This window comes from Agrobacterium sp. Azo12, from assembly GCF_029193765.2.
Classification (GTDB): Bacteria; Pseudomonadota; Alphaproteobacteria; order Rhizobiales; family Rhizobiaceae; genus Agrobacterium.
In genome coordinates this window covers 1,820,196-1,842,194 of the sequence record NZ_JARFYO020000001.1, presented here as the reverse complement: position 1 = coordinate 1,842,194, position 21,999 = coordinate 1,820,196, and the positions used below count along the sequence as shown (strand labels likewise).

The following is a 21,999-nucleotide window of genomic DNA, read 5'->3' as shown; positions in this document are numbered from 1 at the left end:
ACGCCTTTCCTCACACGCGCCAATAGATTTAGCGACGGCCCCACCGATCGTGGAACACCAGATCTTCCAGCGGCAGCCTTTTGGCCCAGCCCTTCACGGCCAGTTCCGGCTCTCGGTAGAGTTCGGTCACATAACCCAGACATAACCAGGCAACGATTTCGATATGGTCGGGTATGCCGAGAATGCGGCGTATGTCTGCATCATGGAAGATACTGACCCAACCGACGCCCACCCCTTCGGCACGGGCAGCAAGCCACAGGTTCTGGATGGCGCAGACCGTGGAATAGACATCCATGCGCGGGTTGTGGGTGCGGCCCAGAACGACGGTACCACCACGGGTCGGATCGCAGGTCACGCAGATGCTGAGGGGCGCGCTGAGAATGCCCTCGAGCTTGAGGCTACGATAAAGGCTCTGCCTGTCATTTTCGAACAGCAGCGCCGCCTCCTCATTGGCACGGGCGAAAGCCTGCCAGGCGGCATCACGCACCGTCTGATCCCTGATCAGTGTGAAGTTCCACGGCTGCATGAAACCGACCGAAGGTGCGGCGTGAGCGGCGGCCAGCAGCCGCTGCACCAGATCATCCGGCAATGGATGGCTTTCAAACTCATTGCGCACATCACGGCGCGTCTCAATGGCCCTGTAAACGGCTGCCTTGTCATCACAGGAAAAAGCGCCGGCCGCGTGGCGGGCTTCAGAAAACGGATCATCCTGCATCGTTAATCCCCAACAATGCCTATCGCCGGCAGATCCCGCAGAACCCATCCGGCAAACAACCATTCCCGCCGTCCATACGGGCTGGTCTATGATGTCGGGCCGGTCTTCTGGCTTGGCATCGTCCTTCCGCTGCCGCCTTCCCGGAACATCCAGTGGCGATTGGTGCAGCAGATGTCCGCCTTACAGCGTTGGGCACGCTCCGGTCTTGCACCGGATTCCCGATTCTCCCGCACGTCGTGCAGGCACCTGACGGCAGTGCTTATGTCCGCTACATCGCGCAAATGCAAGCACGCGTGCGTGTTGCGTCAGGTCGCCGGGAAATACCTGACATAGGCGAACTCATCGCCATCAGGAGACCAGTTGGGCGAGTTCATGGTGCCCTGCCCGCCAAACAGTTCAAACAGCGTCTCGACATTGCCGCCATCGGTATCCATCAACCGCACCCGCACATCGAGGTCACGGGGATGGTCAAAGACATCGGCGTCGTAGGACACGAACACCACCTTGTCGCCTGATGGCGACGGATGTGGAAACCAGTCTCCAAAATTACTGTCGGTTACGCGCTCGACGGATGAGCCATCAGTCTTCACACGCCATATCTGCATCAGCCCGGTGCGGCTGGAATTGAAATAGATCCACTGGCCATCGGCGGAGTAATCCGGCCCGTCATTACGGCCCTCACCATGCGTAAGACGTGATTCAACTTCGTTCTCTATGTCCATGGAATATATATCAAAAACCTGATCGCGAATGCCGCAGTAAGTGAATGATTTTCCATCCGGTGACCAGCCATGCCAATAGGATGGCAAATTGTGTGTCATCAGCCTTGGCGTGCCGCCGGACGACGGCAGCAGGTAGATTGCGCTCTTGCCAAACTCCACCTTGTCGGAAATGGCATAAAGCGAACCGTCAGGCGAAATGCCGTGGTCGTTATTGCACAGGGTCGCAAAACCGGTGTCCACCTTGAGCGGTGTCGGATCACCCGAAAGCGACAGGCTATAGATCAGCCCATCGGCATTGAGCAGCAGATATTGACCATCCGGCGACCAGTTGGGCGCTTCAAACAGCGCCTCGGTCTGCCAGACCACACGCATCTGACGGGTGCGGATGTTGTAGATTTCAATGGAACTGCGCACGCATCCTCCCGGGGTTGCTCATCAACAGCAGTGAGCCGACATTTCATTTGCCTCGCTCGACACCTTTACATAATGATCCTATTGCCGCAGGCACCGTCCTGCAAATTCAAATAAGGAGAACAGCAGCGTTTCGGCACCGTCCGTTTACCCTGCCCCGTTTCTCCCAGGTTCGAGGTTCCGCGATGAATTCCATCGCCGATCAAGGCATCCGTTTTGGCCGGATTGCCGCCATGCTTCCCGTCAAGGACATTCAAAAGGCTCATGACTTCTATGTCGGTGTTCTCGGCTTCACCAAGGTCTTTGAAAACGGCAATCCCGTCGGTTTCATGATCCTGAAACAGGGCAATGCCGAGCTGCATCTGACCCTGCAACCGTCACACAAGGCAGCCCCCTTCAACGTGACCCATATGATGGTGAGTGACGTCGATGCCCTGCATAGGCTGTGCAAACAACATGGCCTACGCATCATCAAAGGTCTGCAAGACAAGGATTACGGCCTGCGCGCCTTTGTGTTTGAAGACCCGGATGGCAACCGCATCGATGTCGGCCAGGTGATTTAGGTACGGGAATGGTGTCGCGCCGACGCGCTCCGCTGGATCTCCGTGACAAGCATAGAGACGACGAGAGTCGTGTTGCAGCCATACACGGCAACACAGCATACAAAAACGGCGCGGTTTGATCCGCGCCGTTCTTATCTCTACCGGTCTCTGAACCGGTTGGTGATCGGGTAACGGCGATCACGCCCGAAGTTCTTTTTGGTGATCTTCACACCCGGTGCAGACTGGCGGCGTTTGTATTCCGCAAGATAAAGCAGATGCTCGATGCGATGTACGGTCGTGACGTCATGGCCGCGCGCCACAATGTCATCCACCGACATTTCCTGCTCCACCAGGCATTCCAGAATATCATCCAGCACCGGATAAGGCGGCAACGAATCCTGGTCGGTCTGGTTTGGACGCAGTTCGGCCGATGGCGCCTTGGACAGGATGTTCGCCGGTATGACCTCACCGGACGGACCAAGCGCGGTTGGCGGCACATGTTCGTTACGCCATTTCGAAATGGCGTAGACCTGCATCTTATAGAGATCCTTGATCGGGTTGAAGCCGCCATTCATGTCGCCGTAGAGCGTGGCGTAACCCACCGACATCTCGGACTTGTTGCCGGTCGTCACCACCATAGAGCCAAACTTGTTGGACACCGCCATCAGGATGGTGCCACGGGTACGGCTTTGCAGGTTTTCTTCGGTAATGCCCTCTTCGGTACCTTCAAACAGTTCGGCAAGCGACGACAGGAAACCTTCCACCGGTTCGACAATCGGCACGATGTCGTAACGGCAGCCCAGCGCCTTGGCGCAATCGGCAGCGTCTTTCAGCGATTCATCCGAGGTATAGCGGTATGGCAGCATGATGCAGCGAACACGCTCTTCCCCCAGCGCATCGACTGCGATGGCTGCGCAAATGGCGGAATCGATACCACCCGACAGGCCAAGCACGACGCTCTTGAAGCCGTTCTTGTTGACGTAGTCGCGGAAGCCCAACAGGCAGGCGCGGTAATCCGCTTCCTCGCCCTCGGGGATTTTCGACATCGGGCCGCTGTGGCAGTGCCAGCCGTTCTCAGTGCGCTTCCAGTCCGTGACCGCAAGTGTCGCCTCAAACTGGCTCATCTGAAATGCCAGACTCTTGTCGGCATTCAGTGCAAAACTTGCGCCGTCGAATACCAGTTCGTCCTGCCCACCAAGCTGGTTTGCAAAAATCAGCGGCAGATTGGTTTCGATAACCTGACGTAGTGCCACCTGATGGCGCACTTCCACCTTGCCGCGATAGTAGGGCGAACCGTTGGGCACCAGCAGCAATTCGGCACCGGTTTCAGCCAGCGTTTCGCACACGCCCATGTCGTTCCAGATTTCTTCGCAAATCGGGATACCGAGCCTGACACCACGGAAATTGACGGGACCGGGCATTTCACCGGCCACGAACACGCGCTTTTCGTCAAACTCGCCGTAGTTCGGCAGGTCGATCTTGTCGCGCAGCATCAAGATCTTGCCGCCGTCCAGCACGGCGACCGAGTTGTGGCGGCCAAGTTCACCCTGTCTTGGGAAACCGACAATGACGCCGGGACCGCCATCGGCGGTGTCTGCCGCCAGATCTTCAACCGCCTTCAGGCAGGCGTTGAGAAACGCCGGCTTCAAGACCAGATCTTCCGGCGGATAACCTGAAATAAACAGCTCGGTCAGAAGCAGAAGGTCAGCACCCTGGCTGGCCGCATCTGCCCTTGCCTCACGCGCCTTGGCGAGGTTGCCCGCCACGTCGCCAACCGTTGGATTGAACTGCCCGATAGCAATTCGAAGAGTATTCGGTGTGGTGTGTAAGTCGCTCATACATAACCATTTAACGTGTGGCGTCTTACTCCGCAATCAGTGATGAGAAGCACAGGCGCGGTCACGTAAATTTCATCCCGAAACACTGTGCATTTTCAACAGTTCATGTCGCGTTCATGAAACTTATGTGACAGTTACATGACACATTGACGACAGATCTTTTCATGATTCTGTGACCATACTGCCGGAGTGACGACATTGAGTAAATCGGTTCCCGAGATCGAGGAAACCGAGAGGGCTGCTTTTGCCCTTTCAACAAGAAGTATCAAGCGCATAACAATGCTGCTGGGCGAAGCGGTTTTCGTGGTGAATACGCTGCTGGGCGCGCTGCTTCTGGTTGTTCTCCTGGAATGGATTGCCCGCGGCACGCTGACCGATGTCGGCACATTTTTGACCTCGACTGCCCGCCCCGGCATGACCACGGTTGCTGCGGTCTTTTTGGCGATGATTGCACTCGATGCGCTGTTTGGCCGTCACTACCAGTCGTTTATCATTGCGGTACCGGCACTGCTCATCCCGGCCCTCATTTCCAGCCAGAAGCAGTTTTATCTGTCTGACCCGCTCTACCCGTCCGACATGCTGTTTGGCCGGCAGATTTTCCAGTTGCTGCCCGCCATGTTGCAGGCACGGCCGCTGGCAGCGGTCGGTGTGTTTGCCGGTCTGGCCATTGCCATTGTTGCCATCGTTTTTGCAGCCCGCTTCATCTACAAGGCGTCGCCTGCGCTGCCACTCACCGGCCGTCTGTGGCGCCTGGCGCTTGCCGTTCCGGTTCTGGCCGGTCTCGGTTCCCTGATGGAATATTCGCAATATTCCTGGATCCGCGATCGCCTGAACATTATTCCGATGATGTGGGACCAGAAGGAAAACTATCGCCATAACGGTTTTGTCATGGCCTTTACCTTCAACATTCCGATGGCCAATGTCTCGGCACCAGACACCTATAATGCTGACAATATTGCCGATATCTATGCCGACGGTTCGGCCTTTGCCATCAACAACAGCAAAAGGCCTGACGTTATAGTCATCATGAACGAGTCGCTGTGGGACCCGCGCAAGCTCTCCAACGTCTCGCTGACGCCAGACCCGATGCCGACCATTCGCGCCACCCAGTCCGGCAATGTGTTTTCGCCGGAATTTGGCGGCATGACGGCCAATGTGGAATTTGAAGCGCTGACCGGCTTCTCCAACGCCTTCCTGCCCTATGGCAGCATTCCATACCAGCAATATATACGTGGGCCTGTTCCTTCGCTGGCGACCTTCTTCCGCGCTGAGGGTTATTCGGCCATTGCCATGCACCCGTTCCAGGAATGGTTCTGGAACCGCAAGGAGGTCTATAAGTCGTTTGGCTTTGAAGAGTTCCGCTCGGAAGAAAACATGCCGGCCATGGAAAAGCGCGGCATCTTCGCCTCTGACGAGGCGCTGTTCGAGCAGATCATGAGCACGGCCGATAACGCGCAGAACCCGCTGTTCCTGTTTGCGGTGACGCTGCAGGGCCATGGCCCCTATGAGGCTAACCGTTACGCCAACAATTCCATTCGCGTTGATGGCAAGGGCAACCTTTCGCCCGGTGCCGAAGACGCGCTGGCGACGTATGCGCAGGGCGTGAACGAGTCCGACAAGAGCATTGCGCGCCTGATCGACTGGGCCAAGAAACGCAACCGCGAAACCATCATCGTGACTTTTGGCGATCACCTGCCACCGATGGGTCAGGTCTATGTCGAAAGCGGTTATATGCCGGGCATGGTGGCGACACGCCGTGCACCTCTTGAGGTGATGAAGCGCGAACATGAAACACCTCTGGTAGTGTGGTCGTCCAAGTCAGGTACACGCAAAAACATCGGCTCGATCAGCCCTGCCATGTTGCCGTACCACGTGCTGAAAACTGCCGGCATGGATGATCCTTTCTACACCGGCATGCTTGGCCGTGTGCAGAATCAATACCCGGTTGTGGACCGTCACATGCTGGTGGATGCCAAGGATAACGGTATTGCCGACTGGTCGATTTCCTCCCAGTCGATACCCGACATCATCAGGGACTACCGTCTGTTGCAATACGACATGATGTTTGGCGAGAAATACGGCAAATCGCGTTTCTTCCCCGGCTTTGACTGGCTGAACAATGCAGATAGCTGGGGCGAAACGCGGACATCTGCCGAAAGCAGTTGAACGAACACCCGGCAAACGCTTATCTCTTCGTCAGCCTCCAGCAGGTTCCCATGACGGAGAGATACTGTGTCCCATATTCATGAAGCCATTGTTTCGCGTTTCAAAAGCTCCAAAAAAGACATTGGAGATGTCGAGAAGCGTGTTCTCGAAATCGCGAAAAACCGGGAATTTGTCAGTACGGACACCAATGCGGCCTTCTCAGCCGAAACATCCTTCGGGGAACGTCTGGCCGACTCGATCGCTCGAGTGGGCGGATCATGGGGCTTCATCCTCACATTTCTAGCCTTCCTGATTGCCTGGGCTGTGATCAACGTCATCGTATTGACCTCGGATGCCTTTGACCCCTACCCCTTCGTGTTCCTCAATCTCATCCTGTCGATGCTGGCGGCCATTCAGGCACCGATCATCATGATGTCGCAAAACCGCCAGACGACCCGTGACCGGTTTGAAGCGGCCAAGGATTATGAGGTCAACCTGAAGGCGGAGCTGGAAGTGTTTGCCCTGCACCAGAAGATCGACATGAAGGTGCTAGCGGAACTGGCAGCATTGCGTGAAGACATGGCGGGCATTCGTGAACAGCTTTCAAACCTGCAGAAACCGTAAGTGAGCGTAAGCGGGCAGTTCGCAAGTGTCTCAGGATGACGCCGTCCGTCTCCCTAGCGGTTTGTAACGCCACGATATTTATTTTCACAAAGCAGCCATTCAGTTACGAATCCGTCAGACTCGTACGCTACAGATTGACGCAGGCAATTGTTGCAGTGCACTGTTGGCGCAGCAATGGCAGGCGGATTCGGTTTATCGCCTGACGCGGATGGCATCATGACATCTCCACCGGAAGCCATTCATTAAACGGGAATACCGTTATCTTTAGAAGTTCATCGTTTCGAGGCTTTGCATGAATCAATACGATCTCATCGTTGTCGGTAGTGGCCCGGCAGGACGTCGCGCCGCCATTCAGGCAGCAAAACTGGAAAAGAAAGTTCTGGTTATCGAAAAAGGTTCACGCGTTGGCGGCGTTTCGGTGCACACTGGCACCATTCCTTCCAAGACGCTTCGTGAGACAGCCTTGAACCTGACAGGCTGGCGTGAGCGCGGTTTTTACGGCCGCTCATACCGTGTCAAACAGGAAATCAACGCCGAAGATCTTCGCCGCCGTCTTCTCATCACACTCGACCATGAAGTCGAAGTCCTGGAGCATCAGTTTGCCAGAAACCGTGTGCAGCATCTGCGCGGCATGGCAACCTTCATTGATGCCAACACGCTTGAGGTCGTGAAAAGTGATGGCGAAGTGCAGAAAGTCACTGGCACCTCTATTCTGCTGGCCATCGGCACTCGGCCCTACCGTCCGCCACATGTGCCCTTTGACCATGATGCCATTCTCGACAGCGACGAAATCCTTGAAATCAAGGAATTGCCCCGCTCGATGATCGTGATTGGTGCCGGCGTTATCGGCATTGAATATGCCACGATCTTCAGCGCGCTCGACACCCAGGTAACCGTGGTTGAACCGCGTGACACCATGCTTGAATTCATCGACAAGGAAATTGTCGAAGACTTCGCCTACCAGTTGCGCGACCGCAACATGAAGCTGATCTTCGGCCAGAAGGCGGAAAAGATCGAGCGCGAAGAAAACGGCAAGTGCAAGGTCACACTGGGCAGCGGCCGTGTTCTGCAGGCGGAAACCGTGCTGTTTGCTGCGGGTCGTGTTGGCGCAACGGACACGTTGAACCTTGCCGCGTGCGGCCTTGAGGCTGACAGTCGCGGCCGCCTGAAGGTGGACCCTGAGACATTCCAGACCTCGGTTCCTAACATCTATGCGGCCGGTGACGTGATCGGTTTCCCAAGCCTCGCATCAACCTCAATGGAACAGGGTCGTATTGCCGCGCGCCACGCGGTTGGTGCACCGACCAGCGAACCACCGCAGTTTTTCCCTTACGGCATCTACGCCGTTCCAGAAATTTCCACCTGCGGCCTGACCGAAGAGGAAGTCACAGAACGTGGCATTCCCTATGAATGCGGCATTGCGCATTTCCGCGAAACATCGCGCGGCCATATCATGGGTCTCGATACCGGCCTGTTGAAAATGATCTTCTCGCTGAAGACACGCCGCCTGCTTGGCGTTCATATTGTCGGTGAAGGTGCAACCGAGCTGGTGCATATCGGCCAGGCGGTTCTCAACCTCAAAGGCACAGTCGAATATTTCGTCGAAAATACCTTCAACTACCCTACCCTTGCCGAAGCCTACAAGATTGCTGGCCTCGACGCATGGAACCGTATGGGCGAACTGAAAAAAGAAACGTAAGACGCTCTCGCCTTACGTCACTACCAACTGATTTTGTAACGGGCGCTGATGGCCGGGCGGAAGTGATCTTCATAACCCTGCCTCAGCGTTCCGGTTACGGTGATATTGTCACCCAGACGCTGCTCAAGCGCCACATCCGAACTGAATTCAGAAAACGTATCCTTGCTGTTGCCGGTCAGCACGAAGCTGGTCCCGGTTTCCGAACGCGTCAATCGCAGCGATTGCGACACATTCACTCCACCCCATTGGCGGGCAGAACCATCATACCGCACAGTAAAGTTCCTGTTGGTTTCAACGTCCAACTCTGGCGTGACGATGCGCTTTTGCGAGGATGTCATGGTAACGCTGCCCGAACCGGTCAGCGCATTCATCAACACGCCGATATCACGCGCCATCGACACACCAGGCAGATTCTCTGACAACAGCGTGAGATTGCCCCACAGGCGCACCGGGGAATCAACGATCGCGCCACCCTTGGACGCGTTCACGCCCATTTCCAGCCCGCCACGAATGGGCGTGTCGGTCGGCAACCTGGCACCAATCCGTGTCGTGTAGGACCGGTCGGAGTTTTTCACCGGGTTCCAGATCAATCCCCGCTCATCTGCCAATGACAGGGACGGAGAAAGAACCAGCATGACAATTGCCAGAAACATACGCTGGCTGCTTTTTGCAAACATCAGTCTGCCCTCATCACCTCAGGGCGCCAGACATGCGTCTTCACGCAGTGCCATGACGCAAAACCCGTTGAATATTGGCATCGACCCACAACGAACCATATCTGGTTCACATCGACGCTACTGAGTGCGGAACGCATCCGGCACCACACGCAAAAGCCATGCTGCGACCAGCAGACCTTCGCCAACTGCCGACTATCGGCAGTACGTCATCCCTCACCCACATCTCTCAGACGTGACTCGATAACGATGACCCAAGGGTGCCAGATGAACGGGAGATGAACAAGAGTGAAAGGCGTTCACATTTTTGTTTGCTATGCAGCGTGATATTTTTGCAATTGCGAATAGTCGAAATTACAGGTGAAAGTGGCAATTTTCCTGTTATGGCAAAAGAAAAAGGCCGCAGCGGGTGCTACGGCCTTTTTAAATTCGTCATCCGATGGATGAAAAGGATTACTCGGCGTCGCCTTCAGCTGCCTTCTTCTTAGGAGCAGCCTTCTTCTTTGCCGGAGCCTTCTTCTTGGTCTCAGATGCTTCTTCAGCATCGTCAGCCAGCAGCTCTTCCTTGGAAACGGTCTTGTCCGTTACCGAGATTTCGCCGAGCAGCTTGTCGATAACCTTCTCTTCGAAGATCGGAGCGCGCAGCGAAGCGGAAGCGCCTGGGGTATTGCGGAAGAAATCAAGGATTTCCTTCTGCTGGCCAGGGAACTGCTGCAGCTGCTGGAACAGCGCGCGCTGCATTTCTTCTTCGCTCACTTCAACATTTGCCTTCTCGCCGATTTCGGAGAGAACGAGGCCGAGACGAACGCGGCGCTCAGCAAGCTTGCGGTATTCTTCGCGTGCTTCTTCTTCCGTGGTGTCTTCGTCAGCAAAGGTCTTGCCGGACTGTGCAAGATCGGTGTTGATCTGGCGCCAGATGTTGTCGAACTCGGCATCAACCAGGCCAGCTGGTGTGTCGAACTTGTACATTTCGTCCAGCTGGTCAAGGATCTGACGCTTTACCTTCTGGCGGGTTACGTTGCTGTACTGGCTTTCGATCTGGCCACGAACGATTTCCTTCAGCTTTTCAGCCGATTCGAGGCCGAGCTTGGAAGCCAGTTCGTCGTTGATTTCAACAGCAGCAGCGGCAGCAACTTCCTTGACGGTGATGTCAAAGGCAGCTTCCTTGCCAGCAAGGTTTGCAGCTGGGTAATCAGCAGGGAACGTAACGGTGATGGTCTTTTCGTCGCCAGCCTTGACGCCAACGAGCTGGTCTTCGAAGCCAGGAATGAAACGGCCAGAACCGAGAACCAGTTCAGCATCTTCAGCAGCGCCGCCGTCAAAAGCAACGCCGTCGACCTTGCCGAGGTAGTTCATGGTCACGCGGTCGCCGTCAGCAGCCTTGCCCTTCTTGGTTTCGTAAGAGCGGGCACTCTCAGCAACCTTGAGGATCTGCTCGTTGACTTCGTCTTCAGAGACTTCAACAACTTCGCGGGTAACCTTGATGCCGTCGTTGGACTTCAGCTCAATGGCAGGAATGACTTCGTAGGTCAGTGTGAATTCGAGATCAGCTTCGCCGTTCAGGATCTTGTCGGCTTCTGCTTCGTCCTCGGTCATCGCGATGGAAGGCTGCGTTGCAGACTTTTCACCACGGCCGGTCAGGATTTCAGAAGGCTTCTGACGGATCAGGTCGTTGACCAGCTCAGCCATGATCGACTTGCCGTATACCTTCTTCAGGTGTGCAGCAGGAACCTTGCCCGGACGGAAGCCGTTCAGACGGACCTTGTCCTTGGCGTCAGCAAGACGCTCATTGAGGCGAGACTTCATGTCGTCAGCCGGAATAACTACTTTGATTTCGCGCTTCAGCCCTTCAGCGAGCGTTTCGATAACCTGCATTTTCGTACCTTCACATCATGGCGGCAGTGCTCAGACAGCCGTTGGTTACTTTGAGCACGACGCCGGAAACTAAAACCGGACGTGGCTATATATACTTCATGCACAAACTTTTTGCCGAGCAAAAACTGCGCTTGAGCCAAAGAAGCGGCGAAGCAAGAAGCTTCACACATTCTTCTTAAGCGATTCAGATGGTGCGGGTAGAGGGACTCGAACCCCCACAACTCTCGTCGCCAGAACCTAAATCTGGTGCGTCTACCAATTCCGCCATACCCGCGCTCTTGAATCCTGCATAAACAACATCTGGCACATGAGGCCTTCCGGAGCGCGCGTCTCTATATCATCCGTTTTCAGGAGTTCAAAGGAAAAATGACAGTTATTCGTCGTCATCCAGCAGCTATCTGCAATATCCCGCCATTCCCGGCATAAATAGAGAATGATCACGGCAGGGTCATACATCTTTTAAGCCAGCTAAGGGACATTTCCAGCAGATTGCGACACATGGAGCATCCTGTTGGCCCTCGCATGACAAGACGTGTGGCGACTCATTATATATACGCCGACACAGACAAAGACGTCCCACCACCCGCAGCCGCCCCTACCCGCATCTCAAAGCAGCCAGACCCTCGCAAACTACACAACTCAAGCCATCAGGCTGTACTATACGCAACGATGCATTGCGGATATCTGCCGCATCCCAAAAGGCATGCACTCGACACATGTCTGCCATCTGTTTGCCCGGTACCCGCCATTAGTTGATTAAACAGCTGTATCGGCGCTTCCAGATCGATTTAAATTTACGTTTTGCTAAGCATTCACGGCGCACCGCTGGTGAAAATCACCCCAAAATGCCGCTTCAAATCGCTTCTGCATCAAAAATAAGCTTTTTATTTCACCAAAACGGGTCGCAATACGCCCGAGCTGTGCATTTGGTGCATAGGTGTCATCTATTCTTGTTTCTGTTTGTTTTCGCTGAAATCGCTATATTCAGCTTCAGAAAACGGGTGCAGCAAAAAACACTGCAGAGCACCACAACAGAGATCAAGAGGATCACGATCATGAACATCACTCGTTCGCTTAACAACTGGCGCAAGTACAGACAGACCGTTACAGAACTCGCTCGCATGACCGACCGCGAACTGAACGACCTGGGCATTGGCCGTGGCGACATCCGCCGCGTAGCACGCACAGCAGTTGGCTACTAATACTAGCCACTGACTTCGCTAGTCGGCAAACCATCCCAAGAGGTTCTGTCGAATAGCACCTAAAAAGGCCGAAGCTTGAAAAAGCTTGCGGCCTTTTTCTTTTGTCTGCATCATGCCCAATAGGCAGACATTACAGCCTAAATAACAGGCACGGCCGCTTTATTAGCCAACTCACTGCACATTTGCATGGCAGTCGCCTATTTAATGCACTCCACAACATAGCAAGTTGTATATATAAGACCCTCAACACCGAGAGAGCAGAAACCTCTGCCCCGGTCACAAGATCAAAAGTTTGAGGAAACACCCATGAACCCGATTCGCATTGCAAAAAACTGGATCAGCTACCGTCGTACACTTAACGAACTTGGTGGTCTTTCCAACCAGGCACTGAATGACATTGGCCTTACCCGCCACGACATTCGCAACGTTGCTGCACGCTCTTTCCGTTAATCAAAGCGCGCTCGCTGGATGACCTCCCCAGCGGACCCTTGACGGAAAACCTAAAGGATACGGCGCCGTCTGGCGCCGTTTTCTTTTTGTGCTTCCTATTGGAAGCCTGCCCTCCCCATGATAGTGCAATGGGCAAATGCTCATCAAACAAGGTTGCTGGATAAGCGCACTGTCAAAAGAGAGATGCGATACTCAAAAACTCTTGGGAGCTTTTTCAAATAATCCCCCAATGAAGGCTTTACCCGCGACAATGTTTGAGCGGTGTTTTGTGAGTATGTGATGCAAGATAACAAATATTCTCCCATTCACGTCATCGGTGGCGGACTTGCCGGTTCGGAAGCTGCTTGGCAGATCGCCCAGAGCGGAGTTCCTGTTATCCTGCATGAGATGCGCGGCGTGCGCGGCACGGATGCTCACAAGGGTGACAGCCTTGCAGAACTGGTTTGCTCAAATTCCTTCCGTTCCGATGATGCGACAGCCAATGCGGTTGGCGTCATCCATGCGGAAATGCGCCTGGCCGGCTCGCTCATCATGTCCTGCGCTGACAAGAATCAGGTTCCGGCCGGTGGCGCACTGGCGGTTGACCGCGATGGCTTTGCCGAAGCGGTCACCAAGGAGCTTGAGGCGCATCCGCTGATCACCATCGTGCGCGAGGAAATTAGTGGCCTGCCGCCGAAGGAATGGGATCTGGCGATCATTGCCACCGGTCCGCTGACCTCGCCCGATCTGGCCGCTGCCATTCAGGCTGAAACAGGCGAAGACGCCCTTGCCTTCTTTGACGCCATTGCACCGATCGTGCACCGCGACAGCATCAACATGGATATCTGCTGGTACCAGTCACGTTACGACAAGGTGGGCCCCGGCGGCACGGGCAAGGACTATATCAACTGCCCGATGAATGAAGAGCAGTACCATGCCTTCATCGATGCATTGATTGCTGGCGACACGGTTGGTTTCAAGGAATGGGAAGGCACGCCTTACTTCGATGGCTGCCTGCCAATTGAAATCATGGCTGAACGCGGCCGCGAGACCCTGCGTCATGGCCCGATGAAACCGATGGGCCTGACCAATGCCCACAACCCGACCGTCAAGGCCTATGCCGTTGTGCAGTTGCGTCAGGACAATGCGCTGGGCACGCTCTACAATATGGTCGGTTTCCAGACCAAGCTGAAATATGGCGCGCAGGCGGAAGTGTTCCGCATGATCCCCGGCCTTGAGAATGCCGAGTTTGCTCGTCTGGGCGGTCTGCACCGCAACACGTATATCGATTCCCCGCGCCTGCTCGACCCGTCTCTGACGCTTAAATCCCGTCCGGGCTTGCGTTTTGCCGGTCAGATCACCGGCTGCGAAGGGTATGTGGAAAGCGCCTCAATCGGTCTTCTGGTTGGCCGCTTTACTGCTGCGGAACGCAAGGGCGAGACCCCGAGCCTGCCACCGGCAACCACGGCACTTGGTTCGCTGCTCAACCATATCACCGGCGGCCATCTGGCATCCGACGATGAGCCGGGCAAGCGCTCATTCCAGCCAATGAATGTCAATTTCGGCCTTTTCCCGGAACTGGAACCGGGTTCGATCGTCAAGCCTGAGGGCGTCAAGCGCTTTAGAGGCAAGGACAAGACGATCATGAAGCGTCAGTTGATGGCCGCAAGAGCACTGCGCGACTGCGCCGAGTGGCTGGGCGTCGAACCGCCGGTGTTTGCACCAGCGCCGGAAGTGGACGCGGCAGAGTAACCACGTCTCAAAACAGCTAAATTATACGGATGGAGAAGGTTCTGCCGTGTCGTGCCTGATGGCCGGTGCGGCATCCTCTTCAATCGGATGTTTCTTTTCCTCTTCGACAAAGCTGCCGAGCAGCCACAAGGAAACATCAGCCGCTTCACTGGCCGACGGGAAGCGGAACTCGCCGCTATGCTTAGGAGCATCGGCAAACTGGATGGCAAAACCATCGCCTGTCGGCAAATGTTCAATGCGCAATGAACCCGGTGCAATCAGCATGCAGGCATAGTGCGAACCCATGTTGCGCATGAAGCCGGCCTTGTTGTCATGAAGTCGGACGAAAACAGCTTTGCCGTTTTTCGTCATGTGCAGACTTCTGATTGCTTCGGTGGGGAATGCCCGCGAGAAATCAATGATCGCTTGGCCCGTATCATGACTGTTGTCATCATCCGTGGCACGACGCATCCGGGTGATGTAGTACCCCAGAACGACAAGCACAGCGCCAAGTATGGCCCCGACGATCAAATTCATTCTATTTCTCCTTTTCAGGACAAACGCCCGACTGCAGCGAGATGTTCCTACACTGCGAGGCTTGTGCGAATTTTACCGTCTGTCAAAAACGCTTCAGGAAAACAGATTTGGTCATCAGCCATTGGCGACGCACCAGAGACGGCTGAATGTCATCCTCAAAGAGAGAGGCGCCAGCCTTCTTTGCCTTCTTCAATACAGTCTCGGTCATGGCCATTGGCAGGTAGGCGGGGAAACAGGCCGCATCGACTTTGGTCTTGCGGGCATGGCCGAGATGATCAAGCGCAATTGCACAGAAGATATCAATGGCCGCAGTAATGCGGTCCTTGTCTTCACCAGCAAGGAATGCCTCGCGGTTAAGACCGGTGGCTGAGAGAATATCAACGGGGATATAGACCTGCCCGCGACGGCGATGCAGTGGTGCCAGCAGCATCATGCCAGCCATGGCCTGCGCCACACCTGCATGGCCTGCAGCATCGGCACTGCCAGCAGCGGCCTGCGGATCGAGAATGAGGCTTGCCAGCTGAATGATCGCGGACGCCGTTTCACCGGCATATCCCTCAAGCGCATTGCGGTCTTCAAACGGGTCGTCGTAGAGATCAAAGATACGCGCTTCGAGCAGGTTGATCAGCGTTGGACGCGGCAGGCGGTATTTCTCCACGCAGTCCATAAGGCCGGCGGCAACCGGGTTTGCCTGGCTGTCGCCATGCGCGTTGCCTTCCAGGAGATCGCGCCACCACTGCATGCGCACCTCGCCCGGCAGCGGCTCTCTTACAGCATCACGGATACGGGCAATTTCGGCATTGAAGGCATAAAGGGCGGCCAGTGCCGGGCGCTTGTCTTCGGGCGACAACAGACATGCCAGATATCTGTCACGGTCGAGATCCCGCAACATGTTAAGGCAGATTGCGCCTGTATCCTGAGTGCTCACGCCAGAATGCTCCCCATTGCCGGACAGTCTCGTTGTCAGTCCACCGCGATGAATGCGGCAGCGACAGCCCGGTCTTCGGACAACATGATATTATAGGTTCTGACGGCAGCGCCTGTGCTCATGCTGTCAACGGAAATGCCGGCTTCACGAAATGCTGCTCTCAGCTCTTTCGGCAGAAGCAGCATCCCCTCACCGGTTCCCAAAAGCAGGAACTCGATTTCGGCGGCCTGCTCGAAAACTTTTTCGAACAGGTCCACCGTCAGGTTTTTCGGGTCGGTGGCATTCCACCCGTGGATGCCGGATGGCAGGCACAGCAGCGAACCGCGGTGTGACATCTCGGCAAAGCGGAAACCGCCATTGCCATAAGCATCTATCGGGGCCCGGCCGGGAAAATGGGCCGGGCGTATTTCAATGCCACCTGCCATGGTTCAGCCCCTAGGCCTTGCCAGTGACGGCGGTTGCCTTGCCATCGCTCTCCTCGTCGGCCTTCGAATCTGGGCGAAGGTTGAAGAGGATGAGGATCGGTGCAGCAATGTAAACCGATGAGAACACACCGATAAGAACACCGAACAACATGGCGAAGGTGAAGGAGCGGATAACCTCACCACCGAACAGGTAGAGCGAAGCCAGTGCCAGAAGAACAGTCAGACCGGTCAGGATCGTTCTGGACAATGTCTGGTTCAGCGACGCATCGATCAGCACCGGCAGCGGCATCTTTTTATAACGCCTGAGGTTTTCGCGAATTCGGTCATAGATAACCACCGTATCGTTCAGTGAGTAACCCATGATGGTCAACACCGCCGCGATACTGGTGAGGTTGAATTCCAGCCCGAAGTACACGAACATGCCGATGGTCAATATCACGTCGTGGGCCATCGATATGATGGCGCCCAGCGCGAACTGCCATTCGAACCGCACCCAGATATAGATCATGGTTGCGAACATGGCGATCAGGATACCGATCGTTGAGGTGAAGGTCAGGTCGCCAGAGACGGCAGGTCCCACCACTTCAACACGACGGAAGTCGTAATTGTCCTCAAGCGCACCACGAACCAGGGTGATGGCAGACTGTTCGGCATTTTCGCCGCCTTCCTGCGCCTGGATACGAATGAGAGCGTCCTGTGGCGAGCCGAAGCCCTGCGCCTGGATTTCACCGAGGTTAAGCTCGTTCAGGCGGTCACGGATATCAGCGAGATCTGCCTCACCCTGCTTGGCCTTGATTTCGATGATCGAGCCGCCCTGGAAGTCGATGCCGAGGTTCAGACCCTTGGTCACGAAGCCGCCAACGCAGACGATGAGCAAAACGGTCGTAAACATGAAAATGTAGCGACGAATGGCCATGAACGGATAGTCACGTCCGTCGAAGATGCCCGTACGCACACCCTTTGGCAGGTGTTTTGGACGCGAACGACGGACCCACACGCCAAACATCCATGCGGTCAGGGTGTAGGCGGTGAAGACGGTGGTGATGATACCGATACCGAGCGTGACGGCAAAGCCGCGAACCGGGCCGGTACCCATGTAGAACAGAACGCCAGCAACAATCAGGGTCGTCAGGTTGGCGTCGATAATGGTCGCGAAAGCGCGCGTAAAGCCTTGGTCGAGAGACTGGATAAGCGGTTTTCCGCTTCTGACTTCTTCTCTTATTCGCTCATAGATCAGAACGTTGGAGTCCACCGCCATACCGATGGTCAACACGATACCCGCTATACCCGGTAGGGTTAGGGTCGATCCGATGATACTGAGAAGGGCCAGCAGCATGACAACGTTGACGATCAGAGCAATGTTGGCGAGCAGACCAAAGAAGCCGTAGAACACCACCATGAAGATCAGAACGCCGACGGCACCGATGGCACTGGCGTAAAGACCGGCATTGATGGAGTCTGCACCGAGGCTTGGACCAACGGTACGCTCTTCCACAACCGTCAGCGTTGCAGGCAAGGCACCGGCGCGCAGCAGCACGGCAAGATCGTTGGCACCCTGTACCGAGAAGTTACCCGAAATCTGGCCGGAGCCACCGATGATCGGTTCGCGGATCACAGGTGCGGAAATGACCTGATCGTCAAGCACGATGGCAAACGGACGGCCAACATTCTGCTGGGTTGCCTGCGCGAAACGCTGTGCGCCACGGCTGTCAAAACGGAAGGTTACGACAGGCTCATTGTTCTGCTGGTTAAAGCTGGCCTGCGCATCGACAAGGTTTTCACCCGAAACAAGCGCACGACGTTCAATGAGATACGGAACTGGCGGATCATCATTCGAATACATGACCTGCGATGTTGCAGGCGGACGGCCGTTCATCGCTTCCTGGATTGGCATGGTTGTATCAACCATGTGGAAGGAGAGCTTGGCGGTCTGGTTGAGCAGCGACTTCAAACGCTGCGGATCCTGGAGACCAGGAACCTGAACGATAATGCGGTCATCGCCCTGACGCTGGATCAGAGGCTCTGTGGTGCCCAGTTCGTCAACGCGGCGACGGACCACTTCGATCGACTGCGACACAGCCGACGACAGACGGTAGTTGATGCCGTCATCCGTCAGGTTCAGGCGCAGCAGGCCGTTGCCATCATCGCTCATGCTGACTTCGGTGACGGAGCCACCGACCAGCGTGCCGGCAGACACAGGCAAGGTCAGGTCACGCAAGGCTTCCTTTGCGGCGTCAATCTGCGCCGGATCGGTGATGCGTACCTGAACAATCTGGCCAGTGCCGGAAAGGCCGGAATAACGAACGTTCTTGTCACGCAGCTGCGTGCGAACATCCCCCACAATCGTCTCAAGACGTTCCTTGACAATGTCGGAACGCTCGATCTTGAGCATGATGTGAGAACCACCCTGCAAATCGAGACCAAGTGTAACCTTGTTGTGCGAATACCATGAGGGCATGCCCTGCAGCTGTTCTTCGGAAAACAGGTTAGAGGAAGCAATAAACGCGCTTATCGCGACTGAAAGCCAGATAAAAACGGTTTTCCAACGGGAAAAATAAAGCATAGAGGTCTCGACCAGGTTGGTGTCGGGAGGCGGTATCGCCTTCCCTCTGCGTCAAAAATCAGGAAGCGGTTTCGGTTTTAACCGGCTCGCCCTTGACCCGAACTTCAGCGATGTAGGTGCGCAGTGCACGGATCTTCACGCCTTCAGCGATTTCGACTTCAATTTCAGCATCGTCGATAACCTTGGTCACCTTGCCGGTGATGCCGCCACCGAGAACAACCTGGTCGCCACGACGAATAGCAGTCAGTGTTTCCTGACGCTTTTTCATCTGCGCGCGCTGCGGGCGGATGAGGAAGAAATACCAGACGACCATCAGCGGTGCGAACAGGAACAGCATTTCGAGGCCGGAACCGAACCCCGTAGCAGCAGCAGCTCCATCCTGGGCAAAGGCTTCAGTAACTAACATATAAAACTCCTCATATTCACGGGCAAACAATTCCGCCCACCCGGCTTCAAGCCGCCGGAATATAGTTGTGATCGCCACGAATGCAACAGACATGGGTCATGCTGCGTACCGATTCAGCACCTCATAACCTTTCGAGCATCGAAACGCCATGCTACCGAACCTTAATATCCCCTTAAAACGCCTGCATTAAACAGCGTGAGACCTATAATGACCCAAGATCAGACGACTGCTCTCCTCCTCAACGAAATTCGCCGGCTTACCGATGCTGTCGAGCGGCTGGCGGGCCCAGCACCCGCCAAGAACGACTGGAGTGCGGCAGACTGTTTCGTATGGTCTGCAGAAAACAAGTCGTTGCAGCCAGTACCGCGCCCCAACCGCATTGCCTTGCAGCTGATACGCGGTGTCGACCATGTGCGCGACATTCTGCATGAAAATACACTGCGCTTTGCCGAAGGTTTTCCCGCCAACAACGTACTTTTGTGGGGTGCGCGCGGCATGGGCAAGTCCTCGCTGGTCAAAGCTGTTCACGAAGATGTGCGCAACGCAACCGGCGTTTCCCTGAAGCTGGTTGAGGTGCACAGGGAAGACATTTCTACCCTGCCCGCGCTGATGAGCCTGATGAAGGATCAGGATCACCGCATCATCGTGTTCTGTGACGACCTGTCCTTTGACCATGACGACACCGCCTACAAGTCGCTGAAGGCAGCGCTGGATGGTGGCATTGAGGGCCGTCCGGACAATGTGCTGTTCTACGCCACATCCAACCGCCGCCACCTGTTGCCACGCAACATGATGGAAAACGAGCAGTCCACGGCCATCAATCCGGGCGAAGCGGTTGAGGAAAAGGTGTCGCTGTCGGACCGTTTTGGCCTTTGGCTTGGTTTCCACAAGTGCAGTCAGGAAGACTATCTGACGATGATCAATTCCTACGCCGAACATTTCGAACTTGGCATCGACGAGGACACATTGAAGGCAGAAGCACTGGAATGGGCAACCACCCGTGGCGGTCGTTCCGGCCGTGTTGCCTGGCAATATATTCAGGATCTGGCCGGACGGTTGAGAAAACCGCTCACGAAATAATCCGATCTCGCAGCAGCCATACCCCGAAACGAAAAAACCTCCGGCATGACCGGAGGTTTTTTATTGGGCACCCAACAGATGGTGCAAATCTCAATCAGAGATCGACGTCGAGAATGGCCATCGAGAAGTTATAGGACAGATCGCCATCTTCATCGTCGACATAGACAACGCCCAGAAACTCTTCGCCGAGATAGACTTCAGCCGAGTCATCCTTACGAGGACGGGCCTTGACCGCCATCTCCGGATTGAAGGTGCGCTTGAAATAAGCGTCGAGCTTTTTGATCTCTTCGGTTTTCACACTCTATCTCCTGTGCAGTTCGCTTTGCGCCGCTTGTGGCATGGGACAAAGGTCAAAGTAAAGTCCGCAAAAAGTGTTCTTGCGCATCAAAAATGCACGTCAGTTGCACCTGTGATGGCAGACACGCGGATCAGATATCCGCGCCGATGACCTGGTCCATTATACGCGATGGCTCGGTACACCCGGCCTCTCCTATCACCCTGGCTGGCACGCCTGCCACGGTGCTTTTTGGCGGCACCGGCTTCAGCACAACAGAACCGGCAGCAATGCGTGAGCAGCTGCCAATTTCGATATTGCCGAGGATTTTTGCGCCAGCGCCGATCATCACGCCGCTGCGGATTTTCGGGTGGCGGTCTGCGCCTTCCTTGCCGGTACCACCCAGCGTGACACCATGCAGAATGGAGACATTATCACCGATGACGGCGGTTTCACCGACCACCAGACCGGTGGCATGGTCAAGGAATATCCCACGGCCAATTTGTGCGGCCGGGTTGATGTCGGTCTGGAAGACCACGGAGGCACGGCTTTGCAGATAAAGCGCAAAATCCTTGCGGCCCTTCTTCAGCAGCCAGTGGGCCAGACGGTGCGTCTGGATGGCGTGGAAACCCTTGAAATATAGCACCGGCTCCATGAAGCGCGTGCAAGCCGGATCGCGGTCATAAACCGCCTGAATATCAACGCGCAGAATGGTGCCCCACTCCGGCCAGTCCTTCAACATTTCATCAAAGGTCTGGCGCAGCAAAACAGCCTGCATGTCAGGGTGATCAAGGAGCTCACATATGCGGTAAATGACGGACGCTTCGAGCGAAGGATGGTTGAGAACTGTCGAATAGAAAAATGCAGCCAGCAATGGATCCTGCGAAGCGGCACTGCGTGCTTCGTTCAGAAGGCTACCCCAAATGGGATCGACAACGGCCACCTGTTCAAGTTGGCGAACTTCATTGCGCACGACCATAATGGTCTCCTTTTACCTTAGAACATTTCTTATACCGAAAAATGTTTCGGATAGAAATGGGTGAGCGCAATGGCATATCAAGCCATCGACGCGTCTCCAGCATAACATTTCTACTTTTAAGGCGCGACGCGTCCGGCAAGCGGCATCACGGCGCCTTAAAGTCGTTTCATCTGACCATAAACCCGGGACAATATCAGGAT

General features: G+C 55.3%; 20 protein-coding genes, 1 tRNA gene and 1 riboswitch. Of the genes, 8 read left to right on the top strand and 13 right to left on the bottom strand.

Annotated elements, in window-relative coordinates; genetic code table 11:
• Positions 1–28: 28 nt before the first annotated feature.
• Both bluB and PYL13_RS08590 read right to left on the bottom strand, forming a co-directional pair.
• Complete coding sequence (gene bluB / locus PYL13_RS08595) at positions 29–715, bottom strand: 5,6-dimethylbenzimidazole synthase (RefSeq protein WP_275641016.1); 687 nt, start codon at positions 713–715, stop codon at positions 29–31.
• Between the two features lie 80 nt (positions 716–795).
• Positions 796–980, bottom strand: a riboswitch (cobalamin riboswitch).
• 40 nt (positions 981–1,020) lie between these two features.
• Positions 1,021–1,851, bottom strand: a complete 831-nt coding sequence (locus PYL13_RS08590; protein WP_275641015.1) for a TolB family protein — start codon at positions 1,849–1,851, stop codon at positions 1,021–1,023.
• 182 nt (positions 1,852–2,033) lie between these two features.
• On the opposite strand from PYL13_RS08590, the gene PYL13_RS08585 reads away from it, so the two are divergent.
• The gene (locus PYL13_RS08585) at positions 2,034–2,411 is read left to right on the top strand and encodes a glyoxalase superfamily protein (RefSeq protein WP_275641014.1); all 378 of its coding nucleotides are present in this window, start codon (positions 2,034–2,036) and stop codon (positions 2,409–2,411) included.
• Positions 2,412–2,548: 137 nt separating this feature from the next.
• On the opposite strand, the gene PYL13_RS08580 is transcribed toward PYL13_RS08585, so the two are convergent.
• Positions 2,549–4,228 carry an NAD+ synthase gene (locus PYL13_RS08580; RefSeq protein WP_259144947.1) on the bottom strand — a complete coding sequence of 560 codons (1,680 nt, stop codon included), beginning with the start codon at positions 4,226–4,228 and terminating at the stop codon, positions 2,549–2,551.
• 198 nt (positions 4,229–4,426) lie between these two features.
• Here PYL13_RS08580 and PYL13_RS08575 point away from each other — a divergent pair, with 198 nt between their 5' ends.
• From PYL13_RS08575 to sthA, 3 genes are all read left to right on the top strand, one after another.
• Positions 4,427–6,394 (top strand): LTA synthase family protein, encoded by a 1,968-nt coding sequence (locus tag PYL13_RS08575; RefSeq protein ID WP_441296633.1) that lies wholly within the window; start codon positions 4,427–4,429, stop codon positions 6,392–6,394.
• Positions 6,395–6,460: 66 nt separating this feature from the next.
• A complete protein-coding gene (locus PYL13_RS08570) occupies positions 6,461–6,997 on the top strand; it encodes a DUF1003 domain-containing protein (protein ID WP_250982655.1) in 537 nt (178 codons plus the stop codon).
• 292 nt (positions 6,998–7,289) lie between these two features.
• A complete protein-coding gene (sthA, locus tag PYL13_RS08565) occupies positions 7,290–8,696 on the top strand; it encodes a Si-specific NAD(P)(+) transhydrogenase (protein WP_250982656.1) in 1,407 nt (468 codons plus the stop codon).
• Positions 8,697–8,716: 20 nt separating this feature from the next.
• Here sthA and PYL13_RS08560 read toward each other — a convergent pair whose 3' ends face one another.
• The 3 genes from PYL13_RS08560 to PYL13_RS08550 form a co-directional block, all read right to left on the bottom strand.
• Positions 8,717–9,349: a hypothetical protein gene (locus tag PYL13_RS08560; protein ID WP_441296660.1), complete on the bottom strand. Its 633-nt coding sequence runs from the start codon at positions 9,347–9,349 to the stop codon at positions 8,717–8,719.
• 474 nt (positions 9,350–9,823) lie between these two features.
• Positions 9,824–11,245, bottom strand: coding sequence for a trigger factor (tig, locus tag PYL13_RS08555; protein WP_192487736.1), 1,422 nt, complete (start codon positions 11,243–11,245; stop codon positions 9,824–9,826).
• Between the two features lie 189 nt (positions 11,246–11,434).
• Positions 11,435–11,519: transfer RNA gene (locus PYL13_RS08550), tRNA-Leu, on the bottom strand.
• A gap of 781 nt (positions 11,520–12,300) precedes the next feature.
• Here PYL13_RS08550 and PYL13_RS08545 point away from each other — a divergent pair.
• The 3 genes from PYL13_RS08545 (at position 12,301) to trmFO (ending at position 14,628) form a co-directional block, all read left to right on the top strand.
• On the top strand, positions 12,301–12,447 hold the full coding sequence (locus tag PYL13_RS08545) for a DUF1127 domain-containing protein (RefSeq protein ID WP_192487896.1): 147 nt from the start codon (positions 12,301–12,303) through the stop codon (positions 12,445–12,447).
• A gap of 306 nt (positions 12,448–12,753) precedes the next feature.
• A complete protein-coding gene (locus PYL13_RS08540) occupies positions 12,754–12,897 on the top strand; it encodes a DUF1127 domain-containing protein (RefSeq protein ID WP_192487735.1) in 144 nt (47 codons plus the stop codon).
• Positions 12,898–13,176: 279 nt separating this feature from the next.
• On the top strand, positions 13,177–14,628 hold the full coding sequence (trmFO, locus tag PYL13_RS08535) for a methylenetetrahydrofolate--tRNA-(uracil(54)-C(5))-methyltransferase (FADH(2)-oxidizing) TrmFO (protein ID WP_275641012.1): 1,452 nt from the start codon (positions 13,177–13,179) through the stop codon (positions 14,626–14,628).
• 21 nt (positions 14,629–14,649) lie between these two features.
• Here the strand turns inward: trmFO and PYL13_RS08530 are convergent, their stop codons facing one another.
• From PYL13_RS08530 to yajC, 5 genes are all read right to left on the bottom strand, one after another.
• Complete coding sequence (locus PYL13_RS08530; RefSeq protein ID WP_246787657.1) at positions 14,650–15,144, bottom strand: hypothetical protein; 495 nt, start codon at positions 15,142–15,144, stop codon at positions 14,650–14,652.
• 82 nt (positions 15,145–15,226) lie between these two features.
• Positions 15,227–16,036 carry a phytoene/squalene synthase family protein gene (locus tag PYL13_RS08525; RefSeq protein ID WP_275641390.1) on the bottom strand — a complete coding sequence of 270 codons (810 nt, stop codon included), beginning with the start codon at positions 16,034–16,036 and terminating at the stop codon, positions 15,227–15,229.
• 71 nt (positions 16,037–16,107) lie between these two features.
• A complete protein-coding gene (locus PYL13_RS08520) occupies positions 16,108–16,497 on the bottom strand; it encodes an Mth938-like domain-containing protein (RefSeq protein ID WP_192487733.1) in 390 nt (129 codons plus the stop codon).
• A gap of 10 nt (positions 16,498–16,507) precedes the next feature.
• Positions 16,508–19,060, bottom strand: coding sequence for a protein translocase subunit SecDF (gene secDF, locus PYL13_RS08515; RefSeq protein ID WP_250982660.1), 2,553 nt, complete (start codon positions 19,058–19,060; stop codon positions 16,508–16,510).
• 58 nt (positions 19,061–19,118) lie between these two features.
• Positions 19,119–19,466, bottom strand: coding sequence for a preprotein translocase subunit YajC (yajC, locus tag PYL13_RS08510; protein WP_192487731.1), 348 nt, complete (start codon positions 19,464–19,466; stop codon positions 19,119–19,121).
• Positions 19,467–19,673: 207 nt separating this feature from the next.
• Between yajC and PYL13_RS08505 the strand changes: the two genes are divergently transcribed.
• Positions 19,674–20,546, top strand: coding sequence for an ATP-binding protein (locus PYL13_RS08505; RefSeq protein ID WP_259144954.1), 873 nt, complete (start codon positions 19,674–19,676; stop codon positions 20,544–20,546).
• A gap of 94 nt (positions 20,547–20,640) precedes the next feature.
• On the opposite strand, the gene PYL13_RS08500 is transcribed toward PYL13_RS08505, so the two are convergent.
• Entirely contained in the window at positions 20,641–20,844 is a 204-nt protein-coding gene (locus tag PYL13_RS08500) for a DUF3126 family protein (RefSeq protein WP_192487729.1), read from the bottom strand.
• A 130-nt stretch (positions 20,845–20,974) separates the two neighbouring features.
• Positions 20,975–21,799, bottom strand: a complete 825-nt coding sequence (gene cysE / locus PYL13_RS08495) for a serine O-acetyltransferase (RefSeq protein ID WP_250982662.1) — start codon at positions 21,797–21,799, stop codon at positions 20,975–20,977.
• Positions 21,800–21,999: the final 200 nt, after the last annotated feature.